General features: G+C 36.2%; 23 protein-coding genes, 1 pseudogene and 1 riboswitch. Of the genes and pseudogenes, 21 read left to right on the forward strand and 3 right to left on the reverse strand.

The window, feature by feature from the left end; translation table 11 throughout:
- The first annotated feature begins 59 nt into the window (after positions 1-59).
- The 11 genes and pseudogenes from BJ095_RS14455 to BJ095_RS14505 all read left to right on the forward strand — a co-directional run bounded on the left by BJ095_RS14455 (position 60) and on the right by BJ095_RS14505 (position 9036).
- Positions 60-698: a helix-turn-helix transcriptional regulator gene (locus tag BJ095_RS14455; RefSeq protein ID WP_107935465.1), complete on the forward strand. Its 639-nt coding sequence runs from the start codon at positions 60-62 to the stop codon at positions 696-698.
- An 11-nt stretch (positions 699-709) separates the two neighbouring features.
- Entirely contained in the window at positions 710-1525 is an 816-nt protein-coding gene (locus BJ095_RS14460) for a pyruvate, water dikinase regulatory protein (protein ID WP_107935412.1), read from the forward strand.
- A 319-nt stretch (positions 1526-1844) separates the two neighbouring features.
- Positions 1845-3665: a DNA primase gene (gene dnaG / locus BJ095_RS14465; RefSeq protein ID WP_107935413.1), complete on the forward strand. Its 1821-nt coding sequence runs from the start codon at positions 1845-1847 to the stop codon at positions 3663-3665.
- 32 nt (positions 3666-3697) lie between these two features.
- Positions 3698-4825 carry an RNA polymerase sigma factor RpoD gene (gene rpoD / locus BJ095_RS14470; RefSeq protein WP_107935414.1) on the forward strand — a complete coding sequence of 376 codons (1128 nt, stop codon included), beginning with the start codon at positions 3698-3700 and terminating at the stop codon, positions 4823-4825.
- Positions 4826-5017: 192 nt separating this feature from the next.
- Complete coding sequence (locus tag BJ095_RS14475) at positions 5018-5578, forward strand: hypothetical protein (RefSeq protein ID WP_107935415.1); 561 nt, start codon at positions 5018-5020, stop codon at positions 5576-5578.
- Between the two features lie 2 nt (positions 5579-5580).
- Positions 5581-5889 (forward strand): annotated as a pseudogene (locus BJ095_RS14480) (acyl-CoA dehydrogenase family protein); the annotation flags it as partial.
- A 149-nt stretch (positions 5890-6038) separates the two neighbouring features.
- Entirely contained in the window at positions 6039-6401 is a 363-nt protein-coding gene (locus tag BJ095_RS14485; RefSeq protein ID WP_107935416.1) for a c-type cytochrome, read from the forward strand.
- A gap of 151 nt (positions 6402-6552) precedes the next feature.
- A complete protein-coding gene (locus BJ095_RS14490) occupies positions 6553-7260 on the forward strand; it encodes a tRNA (adenine(22)-N(1))-methyltransferase (RefSeq protein WP_107935417.1) in 708 nt (235 codons plus the stop codon).
- The gene (locus BJ095_RS14495; RefSeq protein WP_107935418.1) at positions 7247-8368 is read left to right on the forward strand and encodes a Nif3-like dinuclear metal center hexameric protein; all 1122 of its coding nucleotides are present in this window, start codon (positions 7247-7249) and stop codon (positions 8366-8368) included. Before BJ095_RS14490 ends, BJ095_RS14495 begins: the two co-directional genes overlap by 14 nt.
- A 30-nt stretch (positions 8369-8398) precedes the next feature.
- On the forward strand, positions 8399-8602 hold the full coding sequence (locus tag BJ095_RS14500; RefSeq protein WP_107935419.1) for a hypothetical protein: 204 nt from the start codon (positions 8399-8401) through the stop codon (positions 8600-8602).
- Positions 8603-8697: 95 nt separating this feature from the next.
- Positions 8698-9036 (forward strand): hypothetical protein, encoded by a 339-nt coding sequence (locus BJ095_RS14505; protein ID WP_107935420.1) that lies wholly within the window; start codon positions 8698-8700, stop codon positions 9034-9036.
- Between the two features lie 28 nt (positions 9037-9064).
- On the opposite strand, the gene BJ095_RS14510 is transcribed toward BJ095_RS14505, so the two are convergent.
- Together BJ095_RS14510 and BJ095_RS14515 are read right to left on the reverse strand one after the other, a co-directional pair.
- The gene (locus BJ095_RS14510; RefSeq protein WP_107935421.1) at positions 9065-10315 is read right to left on the reverse strand and encodes a dicarboxylate/amino acid:cation symporter; all 1251 of its coding nucleotides are present in this window, start codon (positions 10313-10315) and stop codon (positions 9065-9067) included.
- Between the two features lie 288 nt (positions 10316-10603).
- On the reverse strand, positions 10604-11629 hold the full coding sequence (locus BJ095_RS14515) for a DctP family TRAP transporter solute-binding subunit (RefSeq protein WP_181418081.1): 1026 nt from the start codon (positions 11627-11629) through the stop codon (positions 10604-10606).
- Between the two features lie 110 nt (positions 11630-11739).
- On the opposite strand from BJ095_RS14515, the gene BJ095_RS14520 reads away from it, so the two are divergent.
- The 7 genes from BJ095_RS14520 (at position 11740) to dacB (ending at position 20693) form a co-directional block, all read left to right on the forward strand.
- On the forward strand, positions 11740-13338 hold the full coding sequence (locus tag BJ095_RS14520; protein ID WP_107935423.1) for an ATP-binding protein: 1599 nt from the start codon (positions 11740-11742) through the stop codon (positions 13336-13338).
- 14 nt (positions 13339-13352) lie between these two features.
- Positions 13353-14054: a response regulator gene (locus tag BJ095_RS14525; RefSeq protein ID WP_107935424.1), complete on the forward strand. Its 702-nt coding sequence runs from the start codon at positions 13353-13355 to the stop codon at positions 14052-14054.
- 242 nt (positions 14055-14296) lie between these two features.
- Positions 14297-14929 (forward strand): VrrA/YqfQ family protein, encoded by a 633-nt coding sequence (vrrA, locus tag BJ095_RS14530; protein ID WP_107935466.1) that lies wholly within the window; start codon positions 14297-14299, stop codon positions 14927-14929.
- An 84-nt stretch (positions 14930-15013) separates the two neighbouring features.
- Positions 15014-15982 carry a 4-hydroxy-3-methylbut-2-enyl diphosphate reductase gene (locus BJ095_RS14535; protein ID WP_107935425.1) on the forward strand — a complete coding sequence of 323 codons (969 nt, stop codon included), beginning with the start codon at positions 15014-15016 and terminating at the stop codon, positions 15980-15982.
- A 268-nt stretch (positions 15983-16250) separates the two neighbouring features.
- Positions 16251-17549, forward strand: coding sequence for a DEAD/DEAH box helicase (locus BJ095_RS14540; protein ID WP_107935426.1), 1299 nt, complete (start codon positions 16251-16253; stop codon positions 17547-17549).
- A gap of 127 nt (positions 17550-17676) precedes the next feature.
- Complete coding sequence (locus tag BJ095_RS14545; RefSeq protein WP_107935427.1) at positions 17677-18564, forward strand: deoxyribonuclease IV; 888 nt, start codon at positions 17677-17679, stop codon at positions 18562-18564.
- 695 nt (positions 18565-19259) lie between these two features.
- Positions 19260-20693, forward strand: a complete 1434-nt coding sequence (dacB, locus tag BJ095_RS14550; protein WP_107935428.1) for a D-alanyl-D-alanine carboxypeptidase/D-alanyl-D-alanine endopeptidase — start codon at positions 19260-19262, stop codon at positions 20691-20693.
- 94 nt (positions 20694-20787) lie between these two features.
- On the opposite strand, the gene BJ095_RS14555 is transcribed toward dacB, so the two are convergent.
- A complete protein-coding gene (locus BJ095_RS14555) occupies positions 20788-21030 on the reverse strand; it encodes an endonuclease IV (RefSeq protein WP_107935429.1) in 243 nt (80 codons plus the stop codon).
- A gap of 145 nt (positions 21031-21175) precedes the next feature.
- Here BJ095_RS14555 and BJ095_RS14560 point away from each other — a divergent pair, with 145 nt between their 5' ends.
- From BJ095_RS14560 to BJ095_RS14570, 3 genes are read left to right on the forward strand one after another with little or no spacing between them, the layout of a single operon-like run.
- Positions 21176-21922, forward strand: coding sequence for a metal ABC transporter ATP-binding protein (locus BJ095_RS14560; RefSeq protein ID WP_107935430.1), 747 nt, complete (start codon positions 21176-21178; stop codon positions 21920-21922).
- 15 nt (positions 21923-21937) lie between these two features.
- Positions 21938-22801: a metal ABC transporter permease gene (locus BJ095_RS14565; protein WP_107935431.1), complete on the forward strand. Its 864-nt coding sequence runs from the start codon at positions 21938-21940 to the stop codon at positions 22799-22801.
- A complete protein-coding gene (locus BJ095_RS14570; RefSeq protein ID WP_107935432.1) occupies positions 22798-23208 on the forward strand; it encodes a Fur family transcriptional regulator in 411 nt (136 codons plus the stop codon). Before BJ095_RS14565 ends, BJ095_RS14570 begins: the two co-directional genes overlap by 4 nt.
- Before the next feature lie 72 nt (positions 23209-23280).
- Positions 23281-23489, forward strand: a riboswitch (cobalamin riboswitch). This riboswitch is flagged as partial in the annotation.

Raw genomic sequence — 23489 nt, forward strand, 5'->3', positions numbered from 1 at the left:
CAAATGTTCTGAAATTAGTATATAATATTTAAAGAAAAGTATAACACTATTTGAAGCGGGTGAGTCCAATCGAACTCAATAAACGTCAAGACACGATTCTGCAAATCGTAAAAGAAAATGGCCCAATCACAGGTGAACAAATTGCAGAGCGTTTAAATTTGACTCGGGCTACTCTACGTCCAGATTTAGCAATCTTAACGATGGCTGGATTTTTAGATGCTAGGCCACGTGTTGGATACTTCTATTCAGGGAAAAAAACAATGACTACGGCAAGTGAATCTATGATGAACTTGAAGGTAGGGGATTTCCAATCACTGCCTGTAGTAGTAGCAGAAAATATGACGGTATATGATGCCATTGTCCAATTGTTCTTAGAGGATGTTGGAACTTTATTTGTTGTTGATGAAAAGTCGCATCTCCAGGGAGTTTTATCTAGAAAAGATTTGTTAAGAACAAGTATTGGTACACAAGAACTGACAAAAATACCAGTGCATATTATAATGTCAAGAATGCCTAACATAGTATATTGTAAAAAATCAGATTCACTAATCGGGGCTGCAAAGAAATTAATTGACCGTCAAGTTGATTCTCTCCCAGTTGTAAATGAGACAGAGAATGGTTTAGAGATAGTTGGGCGTTTAACAAAAACAAGCGTAACGAAAGCGTTTATTTCATTAGCTGAGACCCATGATTTATAAGGAGTGCTATTTTGAAAAATTTAAAAGTATTCGTTGTATCTGATTCAGTAGGGGAAACAGGTGAACAGGTTGTTAAAGCAGCAGTTTCTCAATTTCGTCCAAACTTTGATAATACTGTAATTCGAAAGTTTCCTAATATTGAAAATAACGATCATATTGAAAAAATTGTTGAAATTGCTAAAGAACAAGATGCAATTATTGTTTTTACGTTAGTTGAAGAAAAAATGAGAAATTTTATGATGGATAGCTGTAAACAAGTTGGGGTCCAATGGATTGATTTGTTAGGTCCGATTATTAATCTTTTTGAAGAAAAGATTGGTGAACAGCCGAGGGAAGAACCAGGGTTAGTTCATAAGCTTGATGCGGATTATTTTAAAAAAATTGAGGCTGTAGAATTTGCAGTGAAGTATGATGATGGACGAGATCCTCGAGGATTACTATTAGCTGATGTAGTATTAGTAGGTGTATCCCGAACATCAAAAACACCTCTTTCACAATACTTAGCCCATAAACGTTATAAAGTGGCAAATGTTCCTCTAGTGCCAGAAATTAATCCACCTGAGGAATTATTCTTGGTTGATCCCAAAAAATGCTTTGGTTTAGTAATCTCTACAGATAAACTAAATGTTATTCGAAAGGAAAGACTTATAGCATTAGGCTTAAATGATGATGCGATTTATGCCAAGCCTTCTCGAATTGAACAGGAGATCGAACATTTTAATAAAGTGGTCGAAAGAATAGGATGTTCAGTAGTTGATGTAACAAATAAAGCTGTTGAAGAAACAGCAAATGTTATTATGGAAAAAATTGAACAAAACAAGAACTAATAAAGAGCCACCTCTGCTAAAAATTATGTAGAGGAGGTTTTTTTTCGTGGTCTTTGTGAATACATATTAGAGGTTAGTAAATTTTTTGTGAAAAAACACCGTATTCTTAAAGGGAAGTCTCCTAAAATGGATAATAAAGCATTTTTTTTTAATAAAAAAGTGGAAATTTTCGTCTATTTGTTTTATAATGAGAAAATTGTGGTAAAAATATTAACAAGAGAAATCTTTGAGCAAAAAAACAATTTTTTTGTCGGAAAATAGAGGATTTTTTAAATTTATCTCGAATTGTGTTATTTAGCAACTGAAGTTGGTGATTTATATGACCGGGAAAATACCTGAAGAGATGATAGAACAAATTCGTTCTCAATCCGATATAGTCGATGTAATTAGCGATTATATGCAGCTAACAAAAAGAGGACGTAACTGGTTTGGATTATGTCCATTTCACGGTGAAAATACTCCTTCGTTTTCAGTGTCTCAGGATAAGCAAATTTTTCATTGTTTTGGGTGTAAAGCAGGTGGTAATGCAATTACCTTTGTAATGGATATAGAAAACATTACATTTCCTGATGCTGTAGTTAAACTTGGAAACCGCGTTGGAATCAATTTAGATTTCCAAAGCAACAGTATATCCAAGGAAAACCAAGCTTATTCCAAAAAAGAAGAAAAAATGCTTGAGGCGCACGAATTTACTGCCGATTATTTCCATCATGTATTGATGAATACAGAAGAAGGGGAAGAGGCATTAAATTACTTGCTAAAAAGAGGATTTACAAAGGAACATATCGAAACGAATGGTATAGGATGGTCTTTACCAGGGTGGGATACTTTGTCAGTTTTGCTAAAAAGAAAAGGGTTTGATTTAGAGGAAATGGCTGAATGCGGACTCATCATAAAGCGCGAAAATGACCATACTTATTTTGATCGTTTTCGAGGAAGAGTCATGTTTCCAATACGGGACGAAAATGGAAAGGTAATTGCATTTTCAGGACGTATTATTGATTCGGTAGATGAAGCGAAGTATTTAAACAGTCCAGAATCACCTATTTTTCACAAAAGCCAAATACTTTTTAATTTGGACAAGGCAAGAACCGTTATCCGAAAAAAACGTCAAGTAATTTTGATGGAAGGATTTATGGATGTACTTGCAGCAAATCAAGCTGGTGTATTCAACGCAGTTGCGACAATGGGAACTTCCTTAACCCCACAGCACATCACAAAGCTAAAGCGCTTAAGTGATCAAATTATTTTATGTTATGACGGTGATAATGCTGGGTGGGAAGCTGCTAAACGTGCCTCTGAAATGTTGTATGCCGAAAATTTGAAAGTTGAAATTGCTGTATTACCAGAAAAATTAGATCCAGATGAGTATATAAAAAAATATGGTTCGGATTCCTTTGTGCAGCAAATTTTAGAAAAGCCACATGCATACATTGCTTTTATGATGATGCATGCGAGGAAAAACAAAAACTTTCAATTTGAGAATGACGTGTTGCAATATACCCAGGAAGTACTTGAGCAACTTGTTGGTCGATCTTCACCTATCGAAAGAGACCTTTATATAAAACAGATTGCAAGTGAAACAAATATTTCTGAGGAAGCAATTTATGCTCAATATCGAAAATTAGAAGCTGATAATGCTAAGAATTTTAACCGAGCAGACAACATAAAGCAAACGAAAAAAGTTGAATTACAGTCAAAAAAACCTTTATCTGCAACCGAACGAGCAGAGCGGTTACTTTTATCGCATATGCTAACCAATGTTGATGTTGTAGATAGGATATTAAAAGGCGAGGAACCTGAGCCCTTCGTAAGAGATGAATATAGTGCGGTTTTCGTACGATTAATAGGGTTTTATGAGGAGCATGGTTCCGCGGATTATCAAAGGTTTTTAGAAATACTCGAGGATTCAGAGCTAAGGAAAATTGTAATGGAGGCAGCCCTTCTAGAGCATGATCCTGAACAGGCTGAAGCTGAGATTACAGATTGTTTAAGGCAGTTAAAAAAACATCGGATTGAATTAGAGATAAAAAAATTACTTCATGAGTCACAAGAAGCGGAGAAAATGCATGAACACAAACGTGCTTTGGAAATCGCAATGAACATCATTCAATTGAGGAAATCACTATCAACAATTTAGCCCGATTTGCGTTGTTAGAAGGAGGAAGGTTTATGGCGGACAAGTCAGAACAATCAAAAGAAGTTGTCAATGGACAGACGATTGACGAAGTTAAAGCACTTTTACAAGAGAAAGCAAAAAAATCTAATGAAATTTCAATGCAGGAAATTTCAAGCAAACTCACTCCATTTGAATTAGAAAATGAAGAAATCTTCCATTTTGCAGAGGACATTGAAAAAAGCTTTGGCATTGAGGTAGATGGAAAAGAAGAGTTTGAAGAAGAAGTTTTAGCAAAACAAGAAGAGAGCGAAGAAGCGTTTGATTTAAATGACTTGAGTGTTCCTCCTGGCGTAAAAATTAATGACCCTGTTCGAATGTATCTAAAAGAAATTGGCCGTGTAGATCTGCTTTCTGCAGCAGAGGAAATTAAACTTGCAGAAAGAATCGAACAAGGTGATGAAGAGGCTCGTAAACGTTTAGCTGAAGCCAACTTACGTTTAGTAGTATCGATTGCAAAACGTTATGTGGGCCGCGGAATGTTGTTCCTTGATTTAATTCAAGAAGGAAATATGGGGCTTATAAAAGCAGTTGAAAAATTTGATTATCGTAAAGGATTTAAGTTTTCAACATACGCAACTTGGTGGATTCGTCAGGCAATTACACGTGCTATTGCCGACCAGGCGCGTACAATACGTATTCCTGTTCATATGGTTGAAACAATTAATAAACTAATTCGTGTACAGAGACAATTATTGCAAGACCTAGGACGCGAACCATCTCCAGAAGAAATCGGAGAAGAAATGGATTTAACTCCAGAAAAAGTTCGTGAAATTTTAAAGATTGCTCAAGAGCCAGTTTCTTTAGAGACGCCGATTGGTGAAGAGGATGATTCACATTTAGGTGATTTCATCGAAGACCATGAAGCACAATCACCTTCTGATCATGCTGCATATGAGTTATTAAAAGAACAGCTAGAGGATGTACTTGATACATTAACAGATCGTGAAGAAAATGTTCTACGTTTGCGCTTTGGATTGGATGACGGCCGTACTCGTACTTTAGAGGAAGTAGGTAAGGTCTTCGGAGTAACGCGTGAGCGTATTCGTCAAATCGAGGCAAAAGCCTTGAGAAAGCTGCGCCACCCATCTAGAAGTAAACGTTTAAAAGACTTCTTAGAATAGTAAATAGCATTTCAAATATTTAAGTTGGTTTTGTTAATAGTGATTGTTAACTTTCCTTCTTCGTAAAAAGGCATCCTAATAAGGGGTGCTTTTTTATTTGGTACATATCATTTTCTTTTTTCCATGTCATCTAACGAAAAAATAAGATAGAATAATTACATACAATAATCAGTAAGCTTGGAGATATCATCTATGGCAAATTCAAAAAAAACCATTATTATGAATGAAATTTTGTTTTGGAAACAAAATAAATTATTACCTGATCACTATTGTGACTTCCTCATGACCCTATACTCAGAAGGCAATGAAATCGAGCTAGAAGAAGAGGTTGGTCATAAAAATTCTGTCATAGCTCGAGAAAAACGAAAGAAAATTCTTTTGTTTTCAATCATTTCCATAATTTCCATATGCTTATTAGTGGCCTTATTTATGGTATCTGAATTAGTTTGGCTTATTGGGCTTGCAGTTGGAATTGTAGCAATACTATTTATGGTATTAGCATATCGATTCGCCAAGAAAAATGAAATATTGGTACCTATTTTACATATAGGCTCTGCTTTAATGCTTTTTGGTTTATCCGTTAAAATTAGTGTGGAATACTTTCCGACAAACCAATTCGTATTATACGGTTTACTTATTATAAATTGCTTTATGTGGCTGTTTACCGGCTTTAAATTTAAATTAATGTACTTTACTGTATCTGGTGCTCTCGGGATTATAGTTTTAATAGGCTATCAAATCATGAATTTTTAACATTTTTTGCAATTCAATTTAAGCTTGCTGACATGGCTGTGAAAATTAAGTTAGCCCGAAATATGGTATACAAAGCAGCTTGGTTAAAGGACCACAGCAAACCCTTCAGCAAAGAGGCGTCGATAGCTAAAGATTGAGCATTAGAAATAGCAGTTGAAGTTTGTGAAGAAGCAAAACAAATTCATGGCGGTTATGGGTATATGAAAGAGTAGGAAGTGGAAAGATATCTAAGAGATGCAAAATTATTAGAAATCGGAAAGGGGACGTCAGAAATACCCAGGCTAGTCATAGCCAGCCACAGCTTACAATAATAAGTTATTATTGTCGAATTTGTGTCTACCCTATCAAAAGTTGACGTTTAGGTCTTTTCGTTTTTCAAATAATGCAGTACAATAATTAGTGTTGACTAGATTCTATATTAATAGATGTAGAAAAATTAATCTAAAGGGAGGTTATCCTAATGAAAAACAATCCTATTATTCCTTATATTCTAATTATGGCATTCGGTATTGGACTTATTTTCTTTATGTCATTAGAAGGTGCAGGAAATAAAGAAGAAATCGCTGCAGGTCATGGCGAAGAAGCAACTGAAGAAGGTGCAACAGCTTCTGAAGGTGCTGGCGGTGAAGAATTAGTAAGCTCTTGTATCGGTTGTCACGGTGGTGACTTAACTGGTGGTATGGGTCCTAAAATTGCTGGTTTAGATGCTGAACATATCGTAGACGTGTTAGCTAACGGTATCGAAGGCTCTCCAATGACTCCTGGTTTAAAAACTGGATCAGAAGCAGAAGCAATTGCTGAGTACATTTCTTCATTAGAATAATAATGAAAACGAGAGGCTATCTTATAAGGATTCTTATAAGGTAGCCCTTTTATTTTTGTATAGCAACGAAGCATCCAATGACCTAGAAGGACAAGCCCTTCAAATTTATATATAATAATACATAGAAATTAGAAAAAGGCGGTTTACTTACATGAACGCACAAAAATTATCCAAACGATTAGAAACTGTAGCATCCTTTGTACCAACTGGAGCGGTTGTAGCAGATATCGGAAGTGACCATGCATACCTACCGTGTTATTTAGTACATAACGGTGTCGTGACAAAAGCCATTGCAGGTGAGGTAGTAAAGGGTCCCTTTGACTCTGCTTTAAAACAGGTTAAATTGGAAGGATTAGAAGATAATATTACTGTTCGTCTTGCCGATGGATTAAAGGCAATTGAGGAAAGTGATAATGTAGATACAATTACCATTGCAGGTATGGGTGGTCCTTTAATCGTCTCAATTTTAGAAAAGAATCCACATGCCTTAAAAACAGTTACAAGACTTATTTTACAGCCCAATATCCATGCGAAAGTGATTAGACAATGGGCGATTCGAAATCAATGGGCTGTTTTAGAGGAAGTAATTTTAAAAGAGGATGAAAAAATATACGAGGTTTTAGTTCTACAGCGCGGGGAAATGGAGCTTACAGAGCAAGAAATACTATTAGGTAAACATTTAATAGCTAGTAAAACTGATGTCTTCATCGAAAAATGGTCTAAAGAAATCGATAACTGGAAGCGGATTTTAACTTCTATTGAACGTGCTGATGACACAACCGATATAGTTAAAAAGCGTGAAGAAGTAACACATAAGATTCAGCTTGTTGAGGAGGTATTAAACCATGAAGAAAGCTAACGGTCATGAAATCATCCAACTATTTGAAAGCTGGTCACCGAAAAAACTGGCTTGTATGGACAATGATCCGATTGGGTTAGCGATTGGTACTTTAAACAAAGAGGTTACAAAGGTATTAGTGACACTTGATGTCAATGATAAAGTTGCAGATGAGGCGATTGAAAAGGGGTGCCAATTAATTATTGCACACCATCCACCGATTTTTCGAAAGCTATCTAATTTAAGAACAGATACACCAGCTGGTAAGCTCTATGAAAAATTGATCAAAAATGACATTGCAGTCTACGCTGCACACACGAACCTAGATGTGGCTGATGGCGGGGTAAATGATTTATTGGCCGAGGCATTACAGCTTGAAAATATTGAAATTCTTGAAAAAACATATCATGAAAATCTAATGAAGCTTGCTCTTTTTGTACCGGATGATTATGCAGAAAAGGTACGTGTTGCACTAGCAAAGGCAGGAGCAGGTAGTATTGGTAATTATGATAGCTGTAGCTTTTCTACAAATGGACAGGGACGTTTTAGAGCATTAGCTGGTGCGAATCCATTCATTGGAGATATCGGTGAAATGGAAACGACAGATGAAGAAAAAATTGAGGTTGTATTTACAGAATCCATCAAAAATAAAGTGCTTAAGGCGATGTTAAATGCACACCCATATGAGGAACCGGCGTATGATTTATATACATTAGCTGTAGAAACGAACGAAATGGGCTTAGGACGTGTTGGAAAACTCAAAGAACCAATGTCATTAGAAAGCTTTGCAGAGCACGTTAAAAGCCGATTAGACGTTCCTAGAGTCCGTGTTGTTGGAGATACAAGCACACTTATTTCAAAAGTGGCAGTAGTAGGCGGGGATGGCAATAAATATATTCACACTGCCAAACGTTCAGGTGCTGATGTCTTTGTTACAGGTGATATCGGGTTTCATATGGCTCAGGACGCTGAAAGTATTGGTTTAAATATAGTAGATCCTGGACATCACGTAGAAAAAGTAATGATTAAGGGTGTAGCAGAGAAAATGGATAGTTTATGCTCTCAAGCTAAGCTATCTGTAGAATTTGTACAATCAGAAATCGATACTGAACCATTTACATTTATATAGAGTACCTTATTAGAAAGTAGGCAGTAAATTATGGGGAATAGTGGTCGTGTATGGGTAATCATTGGTGCCATCATGATTTTAATCGGGATAGTGTTTGCTGGGTTAACCTCGTATTTTTTAGAGAACAAAATTGATCAACTTGTAGCGACGTGTGAGAAGGAAGGCGGTAAAGCCATAGTCGACAGAGGTGGCTTTATCATTACGACATCCTTTGAATACGAGTGTAAACAATAAGATAGAAGAAAGGCATTCAGAAATAACTTGATTCTGAATGCTTTTTTATTTGCTGGAACCGGGAAGAGAGGAAGCATCTCATTACCCCGAACCGTATGCAAGCAGTGGAACTGGGAAGAGAGAAAGCGCCTCATTACCCCGAAAAGTATGAAAGCAATGGAACTGGGAAGAGAGAAAGCGCCTCATTGCCCCAAAAAGCCCAAAAGCTTCACAACCGGGAAGAGAGAACCCATCTCATTGCCCAAAAAAGCCCAAAAGCTTCACAACCGGGAAGAGAGAACCCATCTCATTGCCCCAAAAAGCCCAAAAGCTTCACAACCTGGAAAAGAGAACCCATCTCATTGCCCCAAAAAGCCCAAAAGCTCCACAACCGGGAAGATACCACCGACAATCCCCCAAAAAACAAAAAAACTGTAGCAAACTCAATATCTTGAGCTTCCTACAGCGTATAAGTATAGTTATTTAAGCACGTGCTTGTTTTAACTCTGCATTCATAGCTTCGTCAAATTCTTTTTCGGATTTAGAAACCACTACTGTTGCAACACCGTTACCAATTAAGTTTGTTACGGCACGAGCTTCTGACATGAAACGGTCAACCCCGATTAGTAAAGCGATTCCTTCTACTGGAATCATTGGGAAGGCAGCTAAAGTAGCAGCTAAAGTGATAAATCCAGATCCAGTTACACCAGCAGCACCTTTAGAGGTAATCATTAATATACCTAGTAAAGTAAGAATTTGAATCCAAGTCAAATCTACACCATAAGCCTGTGCGATGAATAATGCAGCCATTGATAAGTAGATTGCAGTACCATCTAAGTTGAATGAGTAGCCAGTTGGCACAACTAATCCAACTACTTGTTTTGAACATCCAAATTTTTCTAGCTTGCGCATCATGGATGGTAGGGCAGATTCAGATGAAGATGTACCAATAACTAAGAAAATTTCGTCCTTAATGTAAGCGATAAATTTGAAAATATTAAAGCCGTAGAATTTCGCGATAGATCCTAAAATTAAAATAAGGAATAGCGCCATCGTAATATATACTGCAGCCATTAATAATCCTAAGTTTCCAAGAGATGCTAAACCAAAGTTACCGATTGTATAAGCCATTGCACCGAATGCACCAATAGGAGAGAACTTCATAACCATACCAACAATTTTAAAGAAAATCTCTGAAACCTGTTCAAAGAAAGTAATAACTGGTCTTGATCTTTCGCCAAGTGAAGCAGCAGCCATACCGAATAATACAGCAGCAAATAATGTAGGTAATAATTCACCATTAGCAAGAGCACCAACAAAGTTAGATGGAATAATACTAGCGATGAAAGCTCCAATTCCGTGTTCCTGATTTGCAGCAGCTTCAGTGTATTGTGAAACGTCAGCACCAGAAGCTGAATTTGTATTGATACCTTCACCAGCATTAACTAGTAGGGCAACAGCGATACCGATTGCAAGTGCGATCGTTGAAACGATTTCAAAGTAAATTAACGCCTTACCACCGATTTTACCAACCTTTTTCATATCTCCCATTGCACCGATACCGATTGCGACTGTTAAGAAGATAATTGGAGTAATTAACATTTTAATTAATTTGATAAATAAATCCGCTAAAATTTTTAAGCTTGCCCCAAACTCTGGCCAGATTGCCCCAACAATAACACCTAAAATGATTGCAATAATAACTTGAACTGTTAGGTTCTTAAGGAATTTCATTTCTCTTACATCCTCCTTATAAATTAAGAAACTTAAATGACATCGCTTTCAATATCTGAAACTATAATAACGTATAGTTTTCTAAAAAAACTGTTTAGTTTTTAATGGTTATATCGTTCATTTTGTTCAAGACTTTGTGAAATCACTCACAAATAGCTATATATCAACGTTTTTACTGTTATAATACTATCTTCAGTTTTCGTTTTATTGTTATAGTACAAAGTTTGGGAAAATAAAAAAAGCTACCTATTTTGCAAGGTAGCGGTATATTGTTCATTTTGTTCATTATTAATCTATCTGTTTTATTTCATTTATAAGATCATCTAGATAATGACCATTAATGTTTTTCTCGTAATGTGAATAGATAGGAGACAATTTTTCTTTCCATTCGATTTTGTTTTGCACATTTAATTCATAAATCTCGACACTTGGTATTGCTTTTAAATAATTTAAGTTTTCATCATTAAATTGCTCTGCACGGTCAAATTGCCAGCTCTGCATTTGGGTAAGGGAATCGGTAATGATCTTTTGAATATCCTCATCAAGGCTATTCCAAAAATCTTCATTCATCATGACTGCATAGGCTAAAATTCCATGATTTGAAAGGGTAATATGGCTTTCCATCGTATGAAATTGTTTCGAATATATATTTGAAATGGTATTTTCTTGTGCATCTACAATGTTTTGCTGTAAGCCGGAATATACATCGCCAAATGAAGTAGCAATTGGTTTTGCTCCTAGTAGCTCAAATTGTTCGTGAAGTATATCACTAGTCATCATACGAACACGTTTATCCTTAAAGTCCATGACTTCAATTATCGGTGTTGTAGCTGCTATTTGTTTAAAGCCATTATTCCAAAATGTTAACCCTTTAACATTAATGCTATCAAGCTCCAGTAAGAGGGATTTACTAGTCTCGCCCTTTAAAACCTTCTTTAACTGATTATTATCTTCTATAATGAAGGGAAGATCTAGAACCTGCCAGTTTGATAATGTCTTTGTCACCTTAGAAATTGTCGGAGCAATCATCTGTATTTTGTTTTCTCTCAGCGCATCTAATTCATTTTCATCATTATAGAGCATGCCGTTCGGGTAAAGCTGGACTACTACTTTACCATTGCTTTTTTCTTCTACGAGCTCTTTAAATTTTTCAGCTGCAATTCCTTTTGGTGTGTTTTCTGCAACGACATGGCTAAAATGAATCGTTATTTGTTCATTTAACCCCTGCTGCTCGTCATCAAGAGGAAGGCTGGTAGTAGAAAAAATATTTTGACGATAGCTAAATAGTGCGATTAATATAATGATAGTAATCAAAGAACCGGTTAGAAAGTATTTCATTTTTTTCACCACAATTACACATTTTTATAGATAATTATAAGCGTTAAAAATGTAATGTAACAGTTTTATTTGAAGGAGAGACAATAATGTTTTTCAGAAAATTATCGATGAATAAAAAACTAATGATGTTAACCTTTTTCATTATTGTCTTTTCTTTTTTAATCGCCGGTACCTTTGTAATGGGGAGCCTATTAAAAGAAAGAGAAGAGGATATCGGGCAAGAAGCAATGCTTGTAGCACGTACTGTGGCCAATTTACCTGAGATTAAATCACTGCTACAGAGCACCGATTTCGATACAGCTTCAGATACAATCAACGAAACGGTAGAAGAAATTCGTTTTATTAATCAAGCGGACTATATTGTCATCATGAATACTGATCGTGTTAAATACTCTCATCCCTCCATCAAAGAAATCGGTCAAGTGAGCAAGTCAACGGATATGGATGCTGCTTTTGCAGAGCATTATTATTTATCGAAGGCAAATGGTGAACAAGGAGCTACTATACGGGCGTTTGTACCGATTATGAATGAGTTCAACAATCAGATTGGGGTAGCCCTAGTTGGCTTCTTGCTGCCATCACCATTTCAAATTTTTATGGACTATCAAAATGAAATTTTAATTACAATCGCTATCTCTGTACTATTTAGTATGTGGGGAGCTCATACCTTGGGGAGACATATAAAGCTGCAAATGTTTGGACTGGAGCCCCATGAAATCTCGAAAATGTATGTTGAAAGAACGGAAACCTTTAACTCGATGCATGAGGGTATTATTGCTGTTGACAAGGATTTAAATATTACCATTTTCAATAAGAAGGCAAGTGAAATTTTAGGTGTAGAGAAGGAGCCGTTCTATTATTTAGGAAAGAATATCTATGAAGTGTTACCTGATACGAGATTACCGGAAATTGTGCTAACGGGTAAGCCTGTATATGACCAAGAAATTTATGTAAACGAACGCAGTATTTTAAGTAATCGAATTCCAATACTTGTGAATGGAAACAAGGTGGGAGCAGTTGCTGTCTTTAAGGATTTAACTGCATTTAAACAGCTGGCTGAAGAGCTAACAGGTGTTAAGGCGTTTGTACAGGCTTTAAGAGTGCAGACCCACGAATATAAAAATAAGCTACATACCATTTCAGGGCTTATACATTTAGGGCACATCAAACAGGCATTAGAATATTTATCGCAAGTTCAAGATGAACATGACAATGTAACAAAATTTCTCAATGAACGTATTTACAATGAAAATATATCAGGCTTATTATTAAGTAAAATAAGCCGAGGAAAAGAGCTTGGTATAACTGTTACTATTGATAAGGAAAGTAGATTTACAAAATTCCCTGAAAAAATAGATCATCATGATTTTGTAGTCTTATTTGGGAATTTAATTGAAAATGCCTTTGATTCATTTGTGGGGATGGACCAAGCAGAAAAAGAAATTAATATTTCCATTGATGATAATGATGGTATGCTAGCTATTTTGGTAAGCGATAACGGAATGGGAATGTCAGAGGATATTCAAGCTCGTATATATGATAGTGGGTTCTCCACAAAAGACAATGAAGGCCGTGGAATTGGTTTATATTTAGTAAATGAAATTGTTCAAAAAGGTAATGGTACAATGGAAGTAACGAGTGAAGTTAATAAAGGGACAACATTTATAATTACTTTTGAAATTTAAAGGGGGAATCATCGTTGGATACGATCAATGTGTTACTCGTAGAAGATGACCCAATGGTAAGGGAAGTAAACAGGCAATTTATCGAACGTGTGAATGGATTTAAAGTAGTTGGTATGTGTAGTAATGGGATACAGGGCTATAACCAAATTGTCGAGCTTAAGCCACATCTAGTGATTATGGATATTTTTATGCCAGAACAAGATGGTCTAATCACCCTTCGAAAAATTCGTAATGCCAATTTACCTGTCGATGTGATCACTGTCACTGCGGCAAATGATATGCAAACAATTCAGCAAATCCTGCATTTGGGTGTTTACGATTACATCATGAAGCCATTTACTTTTGAAAGAATCCAGCAAACTTTATTAAATTATTTTAACTTTAAGTTGAAGACATTTGGACTTCAAGATATTACACAAAACGAATTGGATGAGATGATTCATCCCTATCGTGAGCTAGAAGAAGTAGCTGGAAATGAATCGCCGATCTTGACAGAGCTGCCAAAGGGCTTTAACCGTACTACCTTGGACAAGGTACTTCATTTTGTAAAACTTTCAAAAGAGGGCGTCTCTGCCGATGAAGTTGCTGCTGCTATTGGAGTTGCTCGTGTAACAGCAAGAAGGTATTTAGACTTTTTGGAAAAACAAAGCTTTATTCATGTCGATGTGCATTATGGCGGTGTAGGAAGACCGATAAATCATTATTTTGTAAAGTAATTAGTAGTCATTTCCGTATAGAGGAAATGGCTATTTTTTTTATGGAAAGGAAAATTTTTAAATGAAATTTTCTTAAGAAAACATCAACTCGCACCTTTTAATCAATTTGTGTTTTTCTAAAGTATTTCTATTCTATTAAACAGTACACTTAAATGCCTAACTGCATATGATACCTTTAGAACAACTTCGTCTAAGTATGAAGAAAGGAGATTTTTATGCGCCCTCAAAGTTTTCATAACCAAATGCCACCAGGTCGCCCTTTTAACCAGTTCCAAGGACCAAGAGGCAACTTTGGAGGTAGACCACCTCGGTTTCCACAACCTGGAATGATGCCGCCACCTGGTAGAGGACCAGCTCCGGGACCTGGAATGGGACCTGGAATTGGCCCAGGAGGAGGTTCACCAAAATTACAATCGTTTATGGATACTGCCAATAGATTTTTAGCAACTGCTCAAGGTTTTCAGCCATTAATACAACAAGCAACACCTATGTTCCGTAATTTACCTGCACTTTGGAGATTATATAAGGGCTTCCAGGGCTTACCAAAAACAGATGGTCCAACTGAACATGGTCATGGAGAACCCTTTAGTCTAGAGGATAGCTCAGAAATTCCAGAGAACTTTGGAAGACCAGATGGACACGAGAGAGCTGATTTTCATGAAAGACCAGAAGGACCAGTAAGACATGAAAGACATGAAGCACCAGTAAGGCAAGGAATGTTTGCAAGACCTTCCAGACCAGGAAGAAGAGAAAGCTTGGAAGAATATAATATTTCTGAATCACCTACTTATACCGAAAAAGTAAAGCCGAAAAAAGTGTCTACACGTCCTTCAGTTCCGAGAATTTTCCAGCCACCATATTATTTTGATGAATAGATTTTGAAAAGCTAGAAGGAAGTTTTGAATTAAGCGTGTCGCTCCGTTATAATAGGTCTATGTACCACAAAAGGAGTTGACATGATGCAAGTCATTAAAATAAATCCAAGAGGCTATTGCTATGGTGTAGTGGATGCAATGGTTATTGCACGAAATGCCTCATTAGATAAATCATTACCGAGACCGATTTATATATTAGGTATGATTGTTCACAATAAACATGTAACAGATGCTTTTGAAAAAGATGGGATCATTACATTAGATGGTGAAAACCGTAAAGAAATTATTGAAAAGGTTGATAAAGGAACAGTAATCTTTACAGCTCACGGTGTTTCACCTGAAATTCGAGAGATTGCTAGAAAAAAAGGACTTGTTTCAATTGATGCAACATGTCCTGATGTAACGGTGACACATGATCTAATCCGTGAGAAATCAGCAGAAGGCTATGATATTATTTACATCGGTAAAAAGGGACATCCAGAACCAGAAGGAGCAATTGGTGTTGCACCTGACCATGTCCATTTAGTACAAAGTGCAGAGGATATCGATGAATTACAACTGGATAACGATAAATTGCTTGTAACAAACCAAACGACAATGAGTCAATGGGATGTTAAAATAGCAATGGATTATTTAAAAGAAAAATATCCACATATTCAAATTCATGAAGAAATTTGTCTTGCTACTCAGGTTCGCCAAGAAGCAGTTGCTGAGCAAGCAGGCAAAGCGCAATTACTAATTGTAGTAGGAGATCCGAAATCGAATAACTCTAATCGCTTAACACAGGTGTCTGAGGAAATTGCTAATACACCTTCACACCGTATTGCAGATATATCAGAGTTAAAGATTGAGTGGTTAGATGGCATTCAAAATGTTGCTGTAACAGCTGGTGCTTCTACACCAACACCAATCGTTAAAGAGGTCATTACATTCTTGGAGAAATTTGACCCTCAAGATCCGGCTACACATGTTATAAATCGAACAGTTACAATCGATAAAATTTTACCAAAAATTAAAGAACCAAAACCGGTAGAAAAAATCATGCCATATTAAATTACCGGGTAAAATAAAAAATCAGGAGCATCTCCTGGTTTTTTTATTTTGGCATCAAGTGGGCGTATTCATTTGTAAAAGTTTCGACTTAAATTCGGTATCAACGAACAATTTAAATCAATAATTGTTTTTTAAGGGGATTATTTCATTTGATGGAATAGACTTAATATTCTAAAAGCCTTGATATGCCTTGATTTTGACACTTGTTTAGTTGTTCTTTGTTCACGATAGATGGTACAATATAAAAACATATTAGGAGGTACGAAAAATGTCGAAGTACTCAGATTACGATTTAAAGCCATTTTTAAAAGATGCTATTGCAAAACTAGGCTTTGAAGAACCAACACCGATTCAAAAAGAAATGATTCCACTTATATTAAAAGGGAAAAGTGCGATTGGACAAGCGCATACAGGGACAGGGAAAACACATAGTTTTCTATTGCCGATTGTTCAACGTATTAACGAAGAAAAGCAAGAAGTTCAAGCAGTTATCACGTCTCCAACGAGAGAGCTTGCACAACAAATTTTCGATGCACTTGGCCAATTACTTGAAGAAACAGAAATTCAAGCAAAATTGTTCATTGGTGGAACTGATAAACAAAGAACAATTGATAAGCTTAAAACTCAACCACAAATTGTAGTAGGAACACCTGGACGAATTCGTGATTTAGTAAAAGAAGGTGCATTGCTTGTTCACACTGCACAAATTTTAGTAGTTGACGAAGCTGATCTTGCTTTTGATATGGGATTCATCGAAGAAATCGATGGTTTTGCCTCTCATATGCCAGAAAAGCTTGAGATGTTTGTCTTCTCTGCAACAATTCCGGAGAAATTACAACCATTCTTAAAAAAATATATGGATGCTCCAGTCCATATCCATATGAATGATAAAAAACCAGTGGCAGAAGGAATCGATTTCGTTTTAGTGCCGGTACGCTCTAAATCAAGAAATCGCCGACTGGTTGAAGTAATGGAAGCTATTAATCCATTTTTAGCTGTTATTTTCTGTAATACAAGAAAAAATGCTGAAGCAGTAGCAGGCTACTTAGCAGAGCAAGGTATTCGTGTAGGACAAATTCATGGGGATTTAAGTCCTCGTGACCGTAAAAAAATGATGAAGCAGGTTCGAGATCTAGAATTCCAATATATCGTGGCGACTGATTTAGCAGCGCGTGGTATTGACATTCAAGGGATTTCTCATGTTATTAACTACGAGATTCCAGAAGATCTAGAATTCTTTATTCACCGTGTAGGCCGTACTGCACGTGCTGGTAACAAAGGGACAGCTATTACATTATTTGAGCCAGAAGATGAAGATGCAGTGGTTCGTGTAGAAAAAATGGGTATTCCATTTGTTCAAAAAGATGTGAAAAACGGTGAATGGATTGAGTTAAAGGAACGTCACTCAAGACAAAATCGTGCAAAGCATGAAAATGAAATTGACGTGATTGCAAAATCAAAGGTACGTAAACCGAAAAAGGTTAAGCCAGGGTATAAGCGTAATATGCGCTGGGAAATGGAAAAGATTAAAAAGAAAGAAAGACGAAAGAAAAATCGTCAAAAATAAATTCAAATTGAGTTAAGAATAAGTTACGGATAAGAGGGCTCAAAACTTTCTTATCCGCATTTGTGTTATTAAGGCTAATCTAAAAGGCTTGGCAATAAGCCTAGTTTTCTAATAGGAGGACTTGAAAATGTTGTTAGGTTCACATGTTTCCATGAGTGGAAAAGAAATGCTTCTAGGCTCAAGTAAAGAAGCCGCTTCATATGGAGCATCCACGTTTATGATTTATACTGGCGCACCGCAAAATACGCGTCGTAAACCAATTGAAGAGTTAAATATCGCAGCAGGGTTATTACATATGAAAGAAAATGGTCTTTCGAATATTGTAGTTCATGCTCCTTATATAATTAATATTGCAAATACCACAAAACCCGAAACCTTTGCTCTAGGAGTCGACTTCCTTCAAAAGGAAATCGAACGTACTGCTGCAATCGGAGCAACCCAAATTGTACTACATCCAGGTGCGCATGTAGGTGCAGGAGTTGAGGCTGGTATTGCGAAAATTATTGAAGGCTTAAACGAAGTATTATCTACCGATTATCCTGTCCAAATTGCTCTTGAGACAATGGCAGGAAAGGGCTCAGAGGTTGGTAGATCCTTTGAAGAGCTGGCTCAAATCTTTGACGGCGTAAAAAATAATGACCGTCTATCAGTATGCTTTGATACATGCCATACCCATGACGCTGGTTACGACATTATCAACGATTTTGACGGCGTCCTAGCGAAATTCGATCAGCTAATTGGTATCGACCGAATCAAGGTAGTTCATGTAAATGATAGTAAAAATGTTTGTGGAGCTGGAAAGGACCGCCATGAAAACATTGGCTTTGGACATATCGGCTTTGAAGCACTTAAATCAATTGTTCACCATGAGGCTTTCGTAAATGTACCAAAAATCCTTGAAACACCATGGGTAGGCACTGACGCCAAAAACAAAAAAGCACCATACAAATTCGAAATAGAAATGCTGAAAACTGGTGACTACAAGCCATCAGAAATCGAAGCATTGCTAGTTTAATATAAGCTGCGAGACACCAAGCAAATTATAATTGCGTGGTGTTTTTTTGTTTATGGAAATTATGAAGTCAAGATTGTTGGTACCTCTCTGATAGAGTAAATTATATGTTTTCTAATTTTGATAGCTCTGATTTTTCGTCGTATTGGGCGATCTCATAAGAGGAGAAATTCCCGCTAATGTAGAGATAGAGCCTTAAAAAGCAAATATAAGCGAAAGATTTCCCGTTAACTGCCTTTAATTAGAGGAATTTCTTGGATTTTACCACTATAACAGGAAAATCTTTCTTTATTTTTAAGGAAATATAGAGATTTATCAAATTAAGCGGAATTTTTCCTTTTATTTATAATAAGCAAATCTAATTCTCCGCTTTGTGGATAGCTTTCTATAAAAGTTAAAGCCCTTGAACATTTTTGTTCAAAGCTTTTGAGTAGAGTGGAGAACCCGATAAAACTCTTGTTCTACCTTCATGCTCCAAGCAAAATATCTAGTCTTCGCATTTTCCCTGTATATAAACCTCCTTAAATTTACCCTACATACCAGATATATGGAATTTATCCCATAGAGTAACATAGTATAAACTGATCAGACAGTTTTCGTAGTATTTTAGTGCTTATTTTTAAGATTGAAAATTGACTAGCTTAAGGAACTAAAAAGTGGTAAATACTATACTCATCTTAAATCTCTTGGAGGAATTAATGAAAACGAGGCTAATTCTTTCTATTGTTATATTGTTTTTGATCGCTGGCCCGTTGCAAATTGTACAAGCTACAACGGATATAGAAAATACTATTCAGACACAGTTGGGAAATCAAAATATTAGCGTGTCATTACGTGATGTGGACAGTGGCGAGTTGATCTATATGAAAAACGGTGATGTGGCTATGAAGCCGGCTTCTACTTTAAAGCTATTAACAGCTTCTGCTGCACTCGAAATGCTTGGACCGGACTATCGCTTCCAAACCAAGCTCTATATCGATGGAGAAGTTGAAGGGAAAGTGCTAAACGGTGATATCTATGTTAAAGGTGGGGGCGATCCAACTTTACAAAAGAAGGATTTCACTTTTATGGCCGATATTTTAATGTTCTATGGAATTCAGCAAATTAATGGAAATCTATATGGGGATGAGTCTTTATTTTTAGGAGAGCAGCTTACACCAGGAATTGCAAAGGATGACGAAAGCTATTATTTTGCAGCAAGAACATCAGCTTTATCGATGTCACCAGATAATGATTACGATGCAGGGACCATTATTATAAATGTAAACGCTGCTTCCAATGTTGGTGGTCGACCAACCTTCAGTGCTGAACCGAGTTTGAGCGGAATGATTATAAATAATCTTGCGGTAACTGTTAACAAAGGCCAAAAAAATAGCATTGAAATATTACGTGAGCATCGAACAAATCGAATTACAATCACTGGAAATATCCCTTTAAACACAAGCTTTAAGGATTGGGTCACTTTAAATGACCCTACCATCAATACTTTGCATGCTATTAGAGAGTCCTTTGAGGCGTCTGGACTAGCCTTTGCAGATACTATGAAAATCGACAGAGGTATCGTTCCAAAGGGCGCAAATTCAATTTATACAAAGTATTCCCTGCCTTTAAAGTCATTAATGTATCCATTTTTAAAGCTTAGCAACAATAGTATGGCGGATATCTTCATCAAAACAATGGGAAGGGAATTCAATGGGAAAGGGGATACGATTGAAGGACTAGCAGCCTTAAAGGAGCATGGCATTTCTATCGGTTTAAATATGGAAAACTGGAGCTTTGAGGATGGCTCAGGTATGTCCCACGCTAACAAAGTGACTGCTAATGAACTCTCTCTGCTATTGACCAAAATAGATGAAAGTCCTTCATTTAAATTCCTTCACTCAAGCTTACCAATTGGTGGACAAACCGATCGAATTATTGGGGGATCATTAAAAAATCGTTTTACTCAAGAAAATTACAAAAATCGAGTGATTGCAAAAACAGGTCATATTTCAGGAGTCTATACATTAGCAGGCTATGTAAAGGCAAACAGCGGAAGGACTTTTGCTTTTACTATTATGACTCAAAACCAGACATCTGTTCGATTGAACGCTATTGATGAAGTCGTGAAAAAAATAATTTTACAATATTAAAAAGAGGTTTCTTCTCAAAGAAGCCTCTTTTTTGCAGCTAAGTATAATGGTTAAGGTCTTAATGAAAGTCCGAGTTTTCTAGTGAATCTCATTTTTAATAGCTCTCTAAATATTTTAGTAGCTTTTTTAGTTTCTTTTTTCCAATAATCGTTTCTACATCTCTTAAAAATGAATTGGGTATGCCAGTAAATAACCAAGTGATGGAGGCACGCTGAGATAAGGGTCTTAAACGTTGTACCTCTTCAATCGTTAAATCAATCCCATATTCTCTTGAAAACTTCACAATTTCTCGATCTGATTTAGAAAGAAATTGTTCAATAAACTCGATCTGTTTCAAAAATATAACATCCTTTCAAGGCGCTTTACAAAAATCTTCAAGCTTTACATAAAAACTAAGTAAACTTACTTTACTTTTGGCTAGGAATGAACTATACTAACAAGTTGTAAATCGTAATGATTATGAATTAGAAAGAAGAGAAAATATGAGTCAAACATTAATTGATATGAAGAACGTTTCCTTTCAATATGAATATACACAAGTTTTAAAAAACATTTCGTTAAAGGTCGAGGAAGGAGATTTCCTTGCCATCCTTGGTCCAAATGGTTCAGGTAAGTCGACTTTGTTAAAGCTATTACTAGGATTATTAAAGCCGATGACAGGAGAAGTTCAGCTTTTTGGCCAAACAAATGAAACATTCCATAATAGAGAGTGGATTGGCTATGTTTCTCAAAAATCCAATGCATTCAACTCAGGCTTTCCAGCAACTGTTGAAGAGGTTGTTAAAAGTGGTTTAACAAAAAAAATTGGCCTATTTAAAAGAATGCCAAAGGATGTTAATAGTAAAGTGATAGCGGCGCTAAGCTCAGTTGGTATGGAGCAATTCCTAACTCGTAATATTGGTCAGCTATCAGGTGGACAGCAGCAAAGGGTGTTTATCGCGCGCGCTCTTATTTCAGATCCTAAGGTATTGATTTTAGATGAGCCAACTGTAGGAATCGATCACGAAAATGTCCAATCATTTTATGATATGCTTGCAAAGCTTAACGAGGAACAAAATAAGACAATTATTTTAGTTACTCATGATGTTGATACGGTATCCAACCGAATCAGTCATGTTGCCTGCTTAAATCAAACGATTCATTTCCATGGCTTTAAAAAGGAGTTTGATACAATTTCTCAAACTCAATTAGACAATTGGTATGGACATTCCGTTAGAAAGATTCATTAATGAGGAGAAGGCAAAATGATTGAAGCAATTTTAAACTATGAATTTTTACAAAATGCCTTTATCTCTGGGCTAATTATTGGAGTTATTGCACCGTTACTAGGTGTATTTATAGTAGTAAGAAGAATGTCACTAATCGCAGACGCGTTATCTCATGTTACGTTAGCAGGGATAGCGGGAAGCTTATACTTAAGTCAGAGCTTCTCAGCATTAATACTTTTAAATCCAATTTATTTAGGAATTGTTGCTGCAGTTAGCGGCTCTATATTAATCGAGCGATTGCGTCGACTTTACAAGCATTATGAAGAGCTCGCGATTCCGATTATTATGTCGGCAGGGATTGGTTTGACTGCGATTTTTGTTTCATTGGCAAGCGGCTTTAACACGGATTTAATGAGCTATTTATTTGGTTCGGTTTCAGCTGTCTCGAGGCAAGACCTATGGGTTGTAGTAAGTATTGCCATTGTGGTCATTATATTTATCTTTTTATTCTTTAAAGAAATGTTTGTCTTAGCCTTTGATGAAGAATATGCCCATGCAAGTGGGCTACCAGCAAAATGGATTCATTTCTTATTCATGCTTGTAGTGGCATTAGTGATTGCTGCAAGTATGCGAATTGTTGGGATTTTATTGGTTTCATCATTAATCACTTTACCTGTTGCAGCGAGTATGCGAATTGCAAAAGGATTTAAACAAACGATTATCTATTCGATTCTTTTCGGGGAAGCGGCTGTTATAATAGGGTTAATAAGTGCGTATTATTTGAACCTCGCACCGGGGGGAACAATCGTAGTAACATCAATTATAATTTTATTGATTGTGATCCTCGTTAAAAAGCTTTTACTTAAAACAAATGCAAAAGAAAGGGGAGCAGTTAAGTGAATTTAACAAAAGCATGGGAAATATTAAAGGATAATGGTTATAAAAAAACAGATAAACGAGAGTTAATATTGAATATGTTCGAAGAAACTGAAAAATATTTAACTGCAAAGGATCTCTTATCTGTTTTGAAAAAAGATTTTCCTGGCATGAGCTTTGATACAATATATCGTAATTTATCTACATTTGTTGATCTTGGTATTTTAGAAGAAACAGAGTTGAATGGTGAAAGAAATTTCCGTATGCAATGTGAATCTGATCACCACCATCATCACTTTATTTGCATGGAATGCGGGAATGTAAAGGAAATTTCAATTTGTCCAATGGAAATGCTAAATGAAAAGCTTCCAGGATATACAATTGAAGCCCATAAATTCGAAATCTATGGAAAATGCACAAGCTGCAATTAGTCATAAGTAATGTTTAGTTATAAATTTAAATACTATTATTTTGAAAAATATGTTATATTGCTTTTAAGTGAATATTGTTTGCAGGAAAAAGATGCGTATTAACGCTTAATTGGGAATTCGGTTAAATGCCGAAGCTGTATCCGCAACTGTATGTGTTAGTTTTGAAGAATAAGCCACTGTCTCAGGTAAAGTGTACCCTTTGTAAAGGACATTTTGAAAAAGAGCCTAGGCAACTTGTTGAAGCTGCTGTCTGTATTTTGCAGGCGGCAGCTTTTTTAAAT

Source organism: Ureibacillus chungkukjangi (genome assembly GCF_003217295.1).
GTDB lineage: Bacteria > Bacillota > Bacilli > Bacillales_A > Planococcaceae > Ureibacillus > Ureibacillus chungkukjangi.